This window comes from Desulfotomaculum sp., assembly GCA_003513005.1.
In the GTDB taxonomy this organism is placed as follows: Bacteria; Bacillota; Desulfotomaculia; order Desulfotomaculales; family Nap2-2B; genus 46-80.
On sequence record DOTD01000073.1, the window covers coordinates 36874 to 52449 of the forward strand.

The 15576-nt window shown below is 48.9% G+C and carries 10 protein-coding genes; 1 reads left to right on the forward strand and 9 read right to left on the reverse strand.

Annotation, left to right across the window (positions count from 1 at the left end):
- Positions 1-424 precede the first annotated feature (424 nt).
- Positions 425-1012 carry a restriction endonuclease gene (locus DEH07_09315; GenBank protein HBY04697.1) on the forward strand — a complete coding sequence of 196 codons (588 nt, stop codon included), beginning with the start codon at positions 425-427 and terminating at the stop codon, positions 1010-1012.
- 424 nt (positions 1013-1436) lie between these two features.
- On the opposite strand, the gene DEH07_09320 is transcribed toward DEH07_09315, so the two are convergent.
- The 9 genes from DEH07_09320 to DEH07_09360 form a co-directional block, all read right to left on the reverse strand.
- Complete coding sequence (locus DEH07_09320) at positions 1437-2012, reverse strand: restriction endonuclease (protein ID HBY04698.1); 576 nt, start codon at positions 2010-2012, stop codon at positions 1437-1439.
- Between the two features lie 721 nt (positions 2013-2733).
- Positions 2734-3312 (reverse strand): hypothetical protein, encoded by a 579-nt coding sequence (locus DEH07_09325; GenBank protein ID HBY04699.1) that lies wholly within the window; start codon positions 3310-3312, stop codon positions 2734-2736.
- 190 nt (positions 3313-3502) lie between these two features.
- Positions 3503-5704 (reverse strand): hypothetical protein, encoded by a 2202-nt coding sequence (locus tag DEH07_09330; protein HBY04700.1) that lies wholly within the window; start codon positions 5702-5704, stop codon positions 3503-3505.
- 154 nt (positions 5705-5858) lie between these two features.
- Complete coding sequence (locus DEH07_09335) at positions 5859-9062, reverse strand: hypothetical protein (GenBank protein HBY04701.1); 3204 nt, start codon at positions 9060-9062, stop codon at positions 5859-5861.
- A gap of 10 nt (positions 9063-9072) precedes the next feature.
- Positions 9073-10848, reverse strand: a complete 1776-nt coding sequence (locus DEH07_09340; GenBank protein ID HBY04702.1) for a hypothetical protein — start codon at positions 10846-10848, stop codon at positions 9073-9075.
- 148 nt (positions 10849-10996) lie between these two features.
- The gene (locus tag DEH07_09345) at positions 10997-12193 is read right to left on the reverse strand and encodes a hypothetical protein (GenBank protein HBY04703.1); all 1197 of its coding nucleotides are present in this window, start codon (positions 12191-12193) and stop codon (positions 10997-10999) included.
- A 51-nt stretch (positions 12194-12244) separates the two neighbouring features.
- Positions 12245-13090: a hypothetical protein gene (locus DEH07_09350; protein HBY04704.1), complete on the reverse strand. Its 846-nt coding sequence runs from the start codon at positions 13088-13090 to the stop codon at positions 12245-12247.
- 13 nt (positions 13091-13103) lie between these two features.
- Positions 13104-14360 carry a hypothetical protein gene (locus DEH07_09355; protein HBY04705.1) on the reverse strand — a complete coding sequence of 419 codons (1257 nt, stop codon included), beginning with the start codon at positions 14358-14360 and terminating at the stop codon, positions 13104-13106.
- Positions 14361-14476: 116 nt separating this feature from the next.
- Positions 14477-15499: a hypothetical protein gene (locus tag DEH07_09360; GenBank protein HBY04706.1), complete on the reverse strand. Its 1023-nt coding sequence runs from the start codon at positions 15497-15499 to the stop codon at positions 14477-14479.
- Positions 15500-15576: the final 77 nt, after the last annotated feature.

Here is a 15576-nt window from a genome sequence, read left to right on the forward strand (position 1 = left end):
GTCACTTGACACCGGCCTTTGATTTCTTCACCGTCGCCCTTTCTCCACAACCAAAAGCCTGTGTGGATTATAGCTTCCGCTATTTTTGCATTAATGAAATTTTATTATACCCCCCTTAAGTTGTCAATGTTTCTTGAAGTACAACCCGTTCTTAAAGCAGGAAGCAAAAAGAACGTCCCCTTGCTTCTCTTCGGAAGCAGAAGTCATGGAGGAATACCGCCGTGAGGGGCAGATCTTTCAGCTCGCAGAACGCTGCCAGGGACGGGTAATGGCGCAGCCAGCCCTTTTCCCGGGCTTAACCCTGGATTTAGGAGAAGTATGGGCGTAAATAACTAACGGCCGAATTGCAATTTTTTCTTGGGGCATTTATAATAAACATAGTCAAGACAAATGGTAAATTTTAAAGAAAGGGTGATTTGCGGTGCTGGAAACGGCAGTTACCCGCGAACCGTCCGCCCGGAAGAATTTAACTTACGCTGATTATTTAAAAATCGACGACGGGCAGCGTTACGAACTGCTGGAGGGAGAACTGGCCTTGACGCCTTCGCCGGGATTTTCGCATCAGTACATGGCGGCCAATATCGAAGCGCTTTTGCGCGCTTACGTGGAAAAGAACGACCTGGGTCTCGTATTATTTGCGCCTTTTGACGTTGTGCCGGCCGACGACGTAGTTTTGCAGCCGGACGTGCTCTACCTTTCGCGGGAGCGTTTTCCCCTGCTTACGGAAAACTGCTTAAAAGGGATGCCGGACCTGGTGGCGGAAGTGCTCTCGCCCACCTCGGGGCGACGCGACCGGCTGCGGAAAAGCAGGCTGTACCTGCGCTACGGGGTCAGGGAGTACTGGGTGGCGGATCCCGTAGCCGAAACGGTGGAGGTGTTCAGCGCCGGCGAAAAAGGCTGGCTGCTGGCCGGGGTATACGGGCCGGAGGATTCCCTCGCCTCGCCCCTGCTGCCCGGATTCAACGCTCCGGGAACAGAAATTTTCCGCCGGCCGCAGGGGCTATCGCTGTAAAGGTAAAATCCGGCATAACCAGCGGCCGCGCCCTTATAGGAAGGCGTTGGCCTGCGAAAAATAAATTTACGAAAAAAAGGAGACGGTTCCCTTTACGCCACCGGAGGCCGGCCTTACGGGAAAAAGCTCTGCCGGTGCGAGGGAACTTGCGGCTGCCAGCGCCGTTTTTCCGATCCTAAAAGCCAATTGGGGCTTAAGACAGCTACCGGGAGAGATGGGTTTTCGGGTATACCGCCTACGAAATCACAGCGGCGGATAGCTTTCACGATCTCCCGATTTATATTTGAAACATCTACCTCCAATCGTTTCCCTTGTCGCCATGACTTTACTGAAAACTACACATCACCATAAAAACAAATTAATTTTGTAAAAATATGATGGCTTCCCTTAATTCGCTCATTAAAACCAAAATCTAAAATGAGTTTTATACCGGAGCAAAAATATCCCTTATTTCTACCTCCAGCCCGTCCAGAACAAGCGATTTAACCTTGCCCTTTTCCTCAACCCGCTGGTCGAGTACGAATTTTTCCTCCTGACCCTTGTATACTTCGATGCTCTTGTCTTCCGGATCTGCAACCCAGTATTCTTTCACCCCGTGCCTGGCGTAGGTCCTGGCCTTTTTCTTCAAATCGTAATAGCCGGTGGAGGGAGATAAAATCTCAACTACCAGATCAGGAGCGCCATTTATCCTGGCCGGCTCTATGATATGGAACCTGTCTCGAGCAATAAAAATAATATCCGGCTGGTAGGTTTCTTTTTCTCCAAAGTATACATCTACAGGAGCATCAAGGACCAAGCCTAAATTCTTCTCGTTCACAAAGTTAGCAAACTTTAATTCTAAGCGCATCGAAATGATTTGATGGTAAGTGGTTGGAGCAGGGGTCATTACCAGTTTACCTCCGATCAGTTGATAAGGAGCGCCTTCAGGCAGCAGGGCATAATCCGCATAGGTATAAACTTCTTTGGGAGGAATTTCAATTTCTCTTACCGGCAGGCTCATCAGTACCGCCTCCTGTTTTTGTGTTGGTGCTCATATTTTAACAGGTTGTTTGCTTTAAGGCAAGGTTTTTGCCTCCATGTCTTCGATTCATGCGTCAGCACTGCCTCTTCCGGCGTCCCCTCATAAGCTGTAGTCCTCAAATCCAGGGGGAACATCTGTTTTTGTTAATCTGCCCTGGTTTGCCGGGGTTGAGCGAAACAACGGCACAGGCGGGCGCTTCAAAGGCAGCGGCGGGGGCAACCTCAAAGAGACATCCGGGCTCTCCCCAGCCAGCGCCTGTCTTACTATTCTTCCCCCGCAGCCTTCCTGATCGTAGTTCCACCTTAAAAAGGCCAGGTCGTCTATGTCAATTACGCCGTCCGCATTAAAGTCCGCCCGCCTGTCAAAACGGGGGACTGAGCCCGGCCTGGTTCACATCTTCTCGGCAATGGAGAAATGCACGAGCTACAAACCCTGGCACGATAAGACCACCGGCAAGACATCCCTCAAATATGATGGGCAAGGTCTCCATCAAGATGTACGACAAATTCGGAATCGTGCTCCGGATCGAAACAACCACCAATGATGTCTCCGGTGTTCAGGCGTATGCGTAAAGTTCAACATCTTGACGTGAGCAGGGATAACAAGGTCGCACCGATGAAAAAGAACATTTACAGTCTCTATGTCCTGGCCAGGGGAGAGTTTAACATCCGGGGTTTTCAGAACAAGATGATCCGTAAATTCATCGCAAGGCTGTTATCACTACCGGCTTAAAAACAAGAGCCCTCTTTATCATCCCGAATTTGGCCGGTTTAGGGGTTTCTGCTGTGTAATGATGGGTGTACCAGCCCTCTGTGCAACCTATGCCTACCCTGTATCTCTGGGTTGGCAAACCTCTAATGATATAGCTGCCGTTCTCATCCGTCCTCGTCCCGACACCACCGCCGCCGGCCCCGTATTCTGCCCGGACGTAGGCGTTGGCTAGGGGGTTGCCGTTTTCGTCAGTCACTGTGCCGGAATTATTATCCGTGCCGAAGTATAATTGTTTTATCGATTCGTACAGCGGCTTAAAATCTGCCGGCAATTCCTCCTCGGGAGTACCTTGTGTAACTATTTCATCTTTAAGCTGGTTAAAAAACAACACATATGAATTTTTCAAGCCCGGGTACGCGTCAGCAAACGTACCGTACTCAGCTCTTATTGGAAAACAGGTTAGTAAAACTAATGTCAGGCACAAAAATACCCTGATCGGCAAACTGCTGCTTATCTTTCTGTAAAACAAGTTTTTTCCTCTGTTTGTTATAAAAATGTTTAGTACAATACAATAATTAACTTAATGATTAACTATCCTGAAATTAATCTTGCTTTAGGGAGGTCAACTGCCTACGTGCTTAATAATCGCCTTCTATAAATACAGGGGAACGAATCTTGTGTATTTTTTTCCTATCCCATAGTCAGCTTCGCTAACGAGGAAGCAAAAAGTACGTCCCCTTGCTTCCCCCTTGCTTCCCCTATTGCTGTACACCAATGTTGGAGGCCACCCGGAGCAGATCCAGAATGTTAACAACCCCGTCATAATTTACATCTGCAATTTGGGATTGAGGAGTCACCGGACCCATCACACTTGCCATCCATAAAAGGTCCAAAATATTTATAGAACCGTCCTGGTTCATATCCCCGACCAGTCCATAAAGATATCTTATCCCGGCAATATCGTCAGGTTCCAATGTTCTTGCTCTTGACTCGCCGGTGGCGCAATATCCGTACATTGTTTTTTCTCTGTCTTCAGTTCCGTAAAGGTCAAGCAATCCAAAAGCATGACCAAACTCATGTGTGGTGATTTCCTGTGTGTCATACTGCCCGGGTGGGTTAACAGCTGTGCTCCAGTTGTAATAATCGCTTAATTCCGTATCACTCTCCAGAATATTATTCGGATGGGCGGTATTAAAGTGAGTCCAGGTTTGGGCCAGCCAATCTGTATATCCTATATTTACCCATATAACAGAATTTTCCGAATCTATGCCTGTAGTTGTTTTATTCGTAGCTCCGCCGTACTTGAATAGAAATTTCGACCCTGCGCTATTCCAGGTGTTTGCGGCTGCCTTAATCGAATTTTCTTCTCCCGCGCAGTCCGCCGTGTTTGCGTTAACTTTATAGGTCAGTTTATTCCCGGGCACTGTTCCTCCCATGCAGGAGAATGTAACCCTGAACAAAGACGGGTTACTTACGAGATTGTCACTTGTAATAACATAGAGATTTCCTGCTCCATCATCTGCATTATAGCTGCTTGCCCCTCCGGGCACAAGGCAGCTAATCTGGTCATCGCTCCACGATTTTATAGTGGCATAAGTAAATATAATGTTTCCCTGGCCGGCCCAGAACGCCACATCTCCCTGGGAGGAACCGAAGCTGCTGCCGCTGATGGTTACCTCTGTGCTGTCTTCGGCAGCTTCATAAGTAGTTAAGTCTTTAGCCACGGCCCGCCCGGAATCAGGTGAAACACCGGTTATTTCCGGAAGCGGCCCACTATATTTTTCAACTAATACATTATCAACGAAAGTACCTTTGTCATTATTAGTTTCGTCACTGTAAAAACAGAAACCAACCCATACCTGGGACTGCCCGCATACTTCGTCCAGGGGTAAATATTCCTGGCGCCAGGGAGTCCAGTCTCCAGGACGGTAATAACCGTAAAAATCTACATTGTCTACTGAGTAGCCATAATAAAAACTTTCGTAAGGATTTCCGTCTTGATCGTAGCCTTCTTCTGCAGATTTTGTCCAGTTATCAAAGGTCATCCTGGCGCTGGTGGCGTCGCTTAAATCAAACGGCCCGTAAACCATCCAGGCATCCATATTATTCTGGTAATTGTCAACGGCCGGGTTAAGGTCACCGCAAACGTCCTGGCATGTTCCTGCGCACCAGGCGCTGTAGCTGCCGGTATATGGTTGATAGCTTTCTTTACCCCAGGTATAAGAGCAATCAGGCGCCCCATAAAGATCCCATTTCGGATCCGCAGGCCAGTCTGATTCAAAGCCTTCATCCAGTATTGTTGTCCAGTAGGGCTGGCTGGCGCTGCTGCTTCCGGACAAGGCAGAATCCTGCTTTTCAGGCTGAACATTGTTTGAAATAAAAGACCTCCCGTTTTGAGATAGAGGAAAAGATTGCCGCGTAGTATATACCTGTTCCGTTACTGTTTCTTCTTTTTTAACCTTCTGTTTTTCCTCTATTTTGTCTGAGATCAAAGCAGAAATGTCTTTGACTGTCACATTTAAACCCACTATTTTATCTTTTTGTACTGTGTATTTCCCTTGTCTGGCGCCGGCAAGCTCGTAATATTTACCACTGGCTTTTAAAAAGGCTAATATTTCTTCTCCTTTTTGAAATACAGGCGTATCAGATACCCGGCAGGTTATTTCCCCTACTGTTCCCCCTGGAACTTTTATAATAACTTTCTCATCCCCTGCCCCTTTAAATAGTTCCTCTTTTGAAACAGTGACATAAGTATAAATTTTCTTGTCTTCCCATCCGGATTGAATAGCTGTAACTTCACCGGTCATAATAATCTGTGCTTCCGCGGCCAAAGTCCCCAGGTCTTTTTTTATGATCGTGGCCTGCGCCTTTTCCGAGCTGAATAAAACAAAAAAAGACATAAAGAAAAACACCAGCAAAACGAAAATATTGTAGTTGTTTAGTTTTATTTTGCGTGTCATTTTTTACACCCCGCTTTTTTAAAATAGGACACCTGCCTTAACAATTAAAAGTTGGCCTATTATAAAAGAGGCGCCCCGCCTTTTAAGACGGGACACCTTTCCAACTTTCAAATTGCCTGGTTATCAGACATTTTACCTGCTAACTTTCGTTAGACTAGAGCTTTGCCAGCATACGGGAGACCATGGCGCATACTTCAGCCCTGATAGCGTTTTTCCCGGGGCCGAAAGTACCGTTGGGATAACCTTTGATAATCCCTTCTTTAACGGCCACAGCAACCGAACCTCTCGCCCAGGCAGAAATGTTATGATCGTCTTTAAAGGCTGTTACTGCACTGGCGTTTGCAGCGGCTTCGTCTGCCTTGCCCAAAGCCCTTATTAAAATGGCCGCAATTTCTTCTCTGGTGATTTTCGCGTTTGGTTTGAATAGTCCCTTTCCATAGCCTTTCACCAGATTTGCCTTGGCTGCCGCTTCAATCACGCCATAGTACCAATCGTTCGGAGATACGTCTTTGAATGTTGGCGTGGCAGGATTCTCTTCGGCAAGTCCGAGCGCAACAGCGATTATCTTGGTGAACTCAGCTCTCGTGATATCATTTCTAGGCCTGAACGTGCCGTCCGGATATCCGTTAAGAATGCCTTTTTCGCACAGTTCCTTGATTACTCCTGATGCCCAGTAGCTTTCCGGAACATCGGTATATGCACAGCCTTTCTTTTCTTCTGCCGCAGTTGTAAAGCTCCAGTTGAGGCTGGCGTTTTGAGCTGAGCAGTCTGCCCGTTTTACAGTTCCATACGGAATGCTAATGGTATATTTGGTATTAAAGTTAAAGTTGTCGTGAGCAATGGTTAAGACCTTTCCATCAACAGTTGCCTTTACTCCGCTCACAACATTGTTCTGAGCATCTTTAACGCTTAACTTGGTCAGATCTACGGCCGCGATATTTTGTTTGAAGGTAACCTTCACAACAGCGTCGATGGCAACGTTTTCAGCGTTTGCCGCAGGCACGTATGTATCGACATTCAGTTCGCACGAGCTTCCGCCGCCGCCACCACCACCACCACCGCCTGATTTGGTAGTGGTAAAGGCTACGACCTGTCCTTCGCCCCAGCCGGCGGAGTTATGTGCCATTGCCTTGTATTCATAAGGAGTGTTTGACGTAAGACCGGTGAGAGCGAAACTGAAAGCGCCAGATCCGTATGGACCTGGTGTCTCAACACCCGCGTCCGTCCACTCTGTTACGCCTTGCTTGCGGTAAACGAACTTGCGCTGGTCGCAATCGGCGCCGCCGACATTGGTGATATTACCGTTTAATGTCGCGCCGCCAGTGGTGATATTGGTGGCGCTGCTGGTTGTTACAGTCGGCGGTATCACCTGACAGGTTGCCAGAGTGGTAAAGTATGTTTTTGTTACTACACTCCAGCCTGCAGAGTTGTGAGCCATTGCACTATATTCATAAGAAGTGTTTAAATCAAGCCCCGTCAGGTTAAAGCTGAATGCGCCTATCCCGAATGTACCTGTCTCAACGCCTGCGTCCGTCCACTCTGTTACGCCTTGCCTGCGGTAAACAAACTTGCGCTGGTCGCAATCGGCGCCGCCGTTGCTGGTGATGTTCCCTTTTAAGGTTGCGCCGCTGCAGGTGATATCGGCAGCGTTCTCAGTTGTCACGGTAGGAGCGGTTATTTCTCCGCCGGGTATGGTAAAGCTTCCCTGTGCTTGGACCGCATTTGCAGTGACCATCACAGTATATGTTCCCGCCCCGAAGCCGGCTGTGGAGAAAACGAATTCATATTCTCCATTCTGGTTTGTTAACATCTGCCCCAGGGCAAAGATATCTCCGCCTTTTTCTATCACTATTGCAACAGACACATCTCTTTCCGGAACATCGCCGTATCTTCTTGTCAGGGTTCCGGATGCAGTTACTGTGTCGTTGCCATCATTATATTGAAGATCCAGGGTCAAACAATAGACATCAGATGACTGCTTGGTTGTGAAACTCCACTCATGCTCATCGTTGCCCACACCGCCGGACTGTACACAATTATCAGGAATTGTCACCGTGTAAGTAGTCTCGAACTGGAGGGCAGGATGGCTGATATTCAGGGTCCGGCCGTTCAGAGCCGCTGTCACACCCTGCAGGATGTCGCTCCCGTCACGAATCACTACGCCGCCGCCGTTTAGTGTAACATCCCTGTCAAAAGTAGCGCTTATCTCAGTGTCTGCGTCTACATCAACACCCGTTGCGCCGTCAGCAGGCTGGTTACTTTCCACCAGGGGGGGTTCCGGTTCTATACAGAGTGGAGTAGTGAAGTCTACTACTTGACTTTCTCCCCAGCCGGCGGAGTTGTGCGCCATAGCCTTGTATTCATAAGTAGTATCTGGATCAAGCCCGGTCAGTCCGAAGCTGAAAGCTCCCGTCCCGAATGTACCTGTCTCATCACCCGCGTCAATCCAATCCGGGTCGCCTTGCTGGCGGTACTGGAACTTGCGCTCGTTGCAATCTGCCCCGTTGATGATATTTCCGTTTAAGGTAGCGCTGTTGCAGGTGATATCGGTAGCTCCATTATCAGTTCCTACTTCGGGTTCTGTTTGTTGCTGGACAATCAGCCCCATGGTGTTCAGAATAGCTTCCAGCTGATCCTTTTGATCCTGAGTTAACTGGTCGTACATTGCGGAAAGGCAATCCACCGTCAGCCCGCAGGCTGTCAGGTCATCCCGTGTTAAGTTGCCGTCACTTACACTAACGAGCCAATCCAAAATGGTATCAAACTGATCTCTTACACCGTCTGTAACTACCAGTCCGGGTCCGAACTGGATCTGAGACAGCTTAACCATAAACATCACAAACTCATCAAAGGAGATCCCCTTTGAATTGAGCTGGGCTAAGGTTTCCGGGTTTATTGAATTATCGTGAAGCCAATTGATAAGCCCGTTCAAATATTCCTCGTCGGATACCTCGTCGGGGCTGACTGGATCAATGGCGTTTAGGAAACCTTGATACCCAGTAGCGCCGCCGCTGGGATTATTGGGTAGATAGCCCGATACATCGTCAACCAAACCGATTTTAATATTTAAATAAGTATTTTCATCTATATCCAAGGTGTCTTTTAACGCTGCTTCTTCTTCATCACTCAAGCAATTAAAGAAATTCTGCGCCATTGCATCGCTGATTTCTACCGCCTGTTCCAACTGTTCCGGGGTTAGATTATGCAATTGCCCGAAGAAGGGGCCGAGATCACTTATTAATTGCCCATAATCATCACTCGCCAGAGACATACCAGCGCCGGTAATCAGCAAAATTGCCGCAAGGCATAGTGCCAAGATTATTTTTTTGAAGGATCCTCTCATCGTTTTTATGCTCACCTCACTTTTTTTAAATTACCAGGTCCGCTACAACCTGCTCAGCAAATGTTGAATACGTGGCATTAGGATCTTGTTTTAAGACAAATAGCTCAACCTTATAGGTTCCTGTCTCCGTGGGAGCATTAATATCAAAACTGATATTCGCAACCCCGCCTGCAGCAATATTCTCTGTTTTGCTAGTAAAGCTCTTTACTTCGATAACCCCATCTGGTCTTGTTTTTGTGACCTGACAGCCTACCACCATCGAGTCGTAATTGATGTTTGTGAGGTTGGTTAGTATTGCCGTCACCGTCCTAGTGCTACCGCTGCCGGTAATCTGAGGGGCGGAAAATTTTAACGGGAAATTATAGATATGGAAAGTTCCTTCCACTATTACCGGATCTCCTACACCGGGCGTAGCTGTTACCTGCACAGTGTAATCAGCCACTACCGGCAGGTCAATCGCAGGTGTGTATAACTGAATAAAGCTGGAGTCGCTTTCAGGAGTATATGTGGCTACAGTATTGCCTCCTGAATTTTTGATGACTACCGACCAGTTGACGGCTTCTGGTGTTCCTCCCCTGTCGGCTGATCCGTCAATCATCAGGGGCCGGTCCGGGCTGATATAGGCGCCGGTCAGGTTGACTGTTACATTCAGCTGCTGCGGCGGAGGCGCCGCTAAGGTGGTAAAAGACCAGGTGGTCTGATCATTTGTCTGGCCGCCATTAATGACCGCTCCGGCAGGAATGGTGACAGTATATGTCGTGCTATAGGCAAACGCGTTATGCGCAATGGTCAGTGTCCTGCTGTCTCCCCCAAGGGTGGCGTTCACGCCTGCCACCGGGTTGCTACCCGCATCCTTGATTGTGACTCCGTCAAGATTGCCGACTGTTACATCCATATTAGAAGTTGCCTGCACTGGAGCGTTAAGAGCTACGTTCGTCGCTCCATTAAGGGGCTGAACCGGCGTGAGAACAGGCTTTTCCGGCGGAGGCGCCGCTAAGGTGGTAAAAGACCAGGTGGTCTGATCATTTGTCTGGCCGCCATTAATGACCGCTCCGGCAGGAATGGTTACAGTATATGTCGTGCTGTAATTAAACGCGTTATGAGCAATGGTCAGAGTCTTGTTGTCCACACCCAGGGTGGCGCTCACGCCTGCCACCGGGTTGTTACCCGCGTCCTTGATTGTGACTCCGGCAAGGTTGACTACTGTTACATCCATATTAGAAATTGCCTGCACTGGAGCGTTAAGAGCTACGTTCGTCGCTCCATTTAAGGGCTGAACCGGCGTGATAACAGGCTTTGGCACTACCGCGCCGTTTATAGTGATTGTGTCCTCTGTCGTCGTATGACTAATGCTGGCTCCGCCTTCTCCTCCCAGGAGAGTTGAACCAGGCACAAAAGAAAGGTTTGCCGTGCCGGCGGCTAATGCTGTAAATGTAATTACTGCCGCCGTGCCGCCACTTCCCGTATATGCATTTGCAGGTACCAGCGCTATCGAAGCATAGTTAATATTGCCGGTTGTATTATTAATTTCATTTTGAACAGGAAAAGGACTTGTAAAAATATTTCCATCGGTCACCTGATCAGCCCGCAGCAATGATGGGTTAAACTGCAGGTTGAACTGCGTGCCCATTACAGCGGTCGCATTATTCAAGACTATGTCTACGGTGAACTGGTCACCCACATTCACCGCAGCAGGCGCCTGAGGGCCGATGGAAGGGACAGCAGCCCAGGCAGGAATTGCAACACAAAGCATTCCCAGCAACAGGGCGATAAACAAAATGGAGATCTTCCTGTTAAGCATGTTATCCTCCTTTACAAAGTTTATTTCCTTCTAAAAAAACTAAGATAATTTCCTTCCAAAACCTTTTATTAGTAAACCGCCAGTTAAGTTTTTTTCTGCACTCCCCCAGTCATAAAATTTTTAGTAATCTATTTTTTAAAACTTATTGTCACATTCCAATATTCTGGGCTACCCTCAACAGGTCGAGAATATTTACCTGGCTGTCTTTATTCACGTCGGCCCATAGTGATTCGCCGCTGACAGGACCCATTTTTGAAGCCATCCAGAGCAGATCCAGGATATTAATTGCCTTGTCTGAGTTCATGTCTCCCAGTCTCAGAGTGACCGGCGCCATTTGTTTGACCTCATCCTGGCCAAGGCTGACCGGCGTATCTACTTCTTTCCAACTCCAGTCGGCTTTGTCAAAGGATATCTGGCATGCGCCTGCAGGCAGCCCGCTCAGGGTGTAGTAGCCGTTGCTTGCTGATATGGCGGAAGCAACCACCTGGTTATTGATTTCCGCTTTTATCTCCGAACCGGCGTGGTTTGGTTCCGGATCGGCCTGAGAAACCTTCTCCAGATAAACATAGCCATAAATGCCTGCGCCTTCTACCGTGCCCAGCTTTTTGAGAATTTCAATCAGGTCATTCCGCTGTTGATCAGTTAACTGGCCGATGGCCGCCTGAAACATGGCGCAGCTAAAACCCACTTCTTCCAGATCCTGCCTTGTTATCTTGCTGACCGCTATAATATACTGATCAACCAGCGCATCAAAATTAGCGCATATTATGTTGCCGGCGGCATCTATTTTTAGCTGCTTAAACATCTGTATAAAAAATTCCAACTGTTCTATTTCTCCCCACCGCCAGGTGTCATTCATCTCAACCCGGTAGTCGTTGGGAAGAGTCAACCTCAGTTGCTCGTATAAACCGGCCAAATAATCCAGGTCACGGTTTACCGGCTGAACACTGTTGACAAAACCATCGTACCCGGCTTGGCCGCCGCTCTGGTGGCTATTGACGTATTCTTCAATAGTCCAGGGCCATCTCGTACCGCCAAAATCCAGGTGAAACTTGTTCATCAGGGCTTGCTGCCGCTGCGCCGTCAGGACGGGCTGGTTCCCGTTGATACCGTAAAAAACCGCCTCGTTGAGCTTCTTGCCGATATTCACCAGCTCTTCCATTTCACTGGCGTTTAAAAGAGCCAGCCCGTCCCAGACATCGCTCATTGCTTCCACACAGTCAGTGCTGTCTAATTCATTTATACCTCCGGCACCGCCGGCCATGGCCTTCTGCTGACTTGAAGCCATCAGAAGCACGATTAATAAAACAGCGCTTAAAATGACTGTCCCTGCTTTTTTTACCATAAATGTACCTCCTTCCTCTCAAACCTTTTATAACGACTTAACTTGCAATTATCATTTTCCTATGTTCGCTGCTACCTTGAGCAAGTCGAGAATATTTACCTGACCGTCACCGTTTACATCCGCTTTTGCCGCATCTCCAGACGCAGGTCCCATTACCGAGGCCATCCAGAGCAGGTCCAGGATATTTATACCGCTGTCGCCGTTCATATCACCCAGATACAAGGTTACTGTCCCGGCGCCGGTAGACCCGCTTTCTTCCACTGTTACAGTCTTGGTGGTCGTTTTCCAGCTCCCGCCTGTGTGGCTGAATTCCAGCGTGCAACTACCGGCTGACACACCTGTAACCGTATATGACCCGTCGGCGGCCGTGACAAATGTGCCGACAACCGATCCTCCCTGTGTAGCCTTCACTTGCGTACCCGAGTCGTCCGCCGGCACTGACGTACTGATTCTTTGTAAAACGGCAAAGCCGTTTATTGAGATGTTGGGGATAGTCAGGTTTGCCTGCCTTATAGTGAACATTGAGCCCTGGTAAAGTACTGTTGTTACTGGGCTGGTCTGCGCTGTATAGATAACGGCGCCGATTTTCACTTTGAACTGGATCTGCTTACCGATGTCATTGGCTGTACCATTGACTATCAGCTTTTCTACAAAAGGATCGCCTACCGGAATGCCGTACTGCCCGTTTTGGAAGGCTAACTCCCCTCTTTTTTCGCCGTCTATATAGGCCTCTATAGTCCCGCTTGGAACTGGATTATTCAGATCGTCTTTAACTTGCCCATAGAAGCGATCAAAAGTACCGACTAGCTCATCCGCATAGACGGCGCCGGCAAAACCCAGTATGAAAACTAATAACAAATAAACAAAAAGAACTTTTTTCACCCAAACCGATCCCATCATTTCCACCACCCTACTTAATTGAGCCAAGGAGCCTGTCGATCATTGCCGCAGCTTCGGCGCGGGTCACATTTTTCCCAGGCTTGAAGGAACCATCCGGATAACCTGTGATAACCCCTTTCTGCACCGTTTGATCAACTGCTTCGGCAGCCCATCCGGGAATATCGCCGCTGTCGTTAAACTGCGCTTTCTGCACTGTTTGCTGGGCTGATTTTTCGTTTAAAACACGCGCCATGATTGTGGCCAGCTCAACACGGGTGATTTGCTTCTGCGGCATAAAAACGGTTTTTCCTTCTTTTCCAGGATACCCTTTAAGCAAACCGGCGTGAACCACGGCAGCCACAGGATAACCTGCCCATTCCGGGATGCCGGCGGCGTCACTGAATCCGGATATATCCTGGTTGCTTCCGTTTTCCAGGTCCAGAGCCCTGTCGATAATGGCGGCGCATTCCGCCCGGCTGATTGGGTTATTCGGCCGGAAGGTCTTATCTTCATAACCGGAGATTACACCCTGTCCGGCCATTTTTTGAATTACCGCCGCTGCCCAGTGCCCCTGGATATCGGATAAGACAACTGTTTGTTGTTCCGGATGACTAATCTTATAATCAAATACAGAAACTGCGCTGAAGAGATTGTCTTTTAACGAAACTGCCTTAATTACAGTGTCTTGACTAATGCTGATGGGCTCTTTGTATTCTTTTCTGGCGCTGCTGGTCTTAGGATCGGTACTGTCGGAAGTGAAGTAGATTACTGTCTGGGCAGTGGAACAGGACAGCTCAATTTTGACGTTTTCTGCGTATGTTCCCGCTGCCGGACTGGCAGCCGGAGAGGCGGGCGCCTGCGTTGAGCCCTGTCCTCCGGAACCTCCGCCCTGCTGACCTGAACCGCTTGAGGTATAATTTACAGTGATCAGCAGCCGCGAATCCAACCCTTCGAAGCCGCCATCCTTAAAAGTGATTTCCTTTTCTGCGCCGGCATTATATTCTTTGCCGTCAATTACAGCTTTAAAACTGATTGCTTTACCAATGTCGCTGCTGTCAATAGGGGTTATGTTCGCCTTATTTGCCTGATCCAGCGAAATATCAACCTGCCCGCCGGCAACAGCCGCATCGGTTACATATTTGTCTCCAATAAATACTTCCAGGCTTCCCGTGTTTACGGCGCTTCCTTTCTGGTCAACCACTTTGCCCAAGATCACCATTGGCATCAAGGGCATTTCCGCCGCCAGCGCCGTATAAGCAATACCGAACAAGAGCAGGAAGCACAGCAATACAGCAGTCAGTTTGTTTGTTGCTTTTTTCAGTTTTAACTCCTCCTTTTAAGTTGTTTGCGGATGCTTTTTTAATCTGGTCACGGATCTACAACTGGTAACCATGACGTGTCGCTTTACAGGCTGTCCAGCAAGCGGTCAATCATTGCTGCGGCCTCCGACCGGGTCACTTCTTTTTGCGGACTGAAGGTACCGTCTGAATATCCTTTTACCAACCCGTACTCAGCGGCGGAGCGAACTTCCTCCCGGGCCCATTCCGGAATCTTGTCCTGGTCCGAAAAGTTTGCCAGATCGCTGTTTTTCTGCAATCCCTTTTGCGAAGCAGCCCGGCTTAAAATAACCGCCAGTTCCGTCCTTGTAACTTTCTTGTCCGGCCCAAAGTCCTTGCTTCCGTCGGACACCGGATAACCGGAGAACAGCCCGGCAGCTACCGCCTGGGCGACAGCTCCCTGCGCCCACTCGGGAATTGCGCCTTTGTCCCCGAACACAGAAAGCGCCTCCGGACCGGCTGCAGGCAAGTCCAGGGCGCGGGACAGGATTAGTGCGCATTCCGCCCGGCTAACCGGCTTGTCCGGACAAAAAGTCCCGTCCGGATAACCGCTAATCAGCCCCCGGTTAACCATCCGGCTAATTGAGCCTTCCGACCAGTGACCGGTAAGATCTGAAAAGGGGGTTAGCTTGCTGACCGACGGATCTTGTCCACCCGGACAACTTTCGTCAACGATCAGGGTGATTGCCTGCTTTGCTTTTGATTCCCAGACAATTTTTGGCGGATCTGTTTTGGCCGGGCATTCCCGGCCGGCAGATTCCACTTTGAAAGTAACTTCCCTGCCAGTTAGATCCTCGTTTGCTTTGTAAACCAGTAATCTGGCTATGTAGGGATCTTCGGCGGGCAAACCAAATTTTCCTTCCTGAAAAGGCAACTGCCCGCATATCTCACCGTCGACATAAGCCTTCACCGTTCCTGAAGCCACCGGCTGCCCCGTCTCCGTCTTCACCATACCGTAATACATAGCAGGATACTGCATCTGCTGCTGGTTCTGACCTTCTTCCGCCAGGGCTGCCGTGCCGATAAAAAAAACCACCGCAACAAGAGCCAAAGATGTTAAAAACCACTGCTGCTTTAACTTGAGAGTCATTGCTTTTTTTACTCCCTGCCTTTTAGAATCGGTACCTTACTCGCGGGAGACAAGCTCCCGCAAGTAAGGTACTGGAA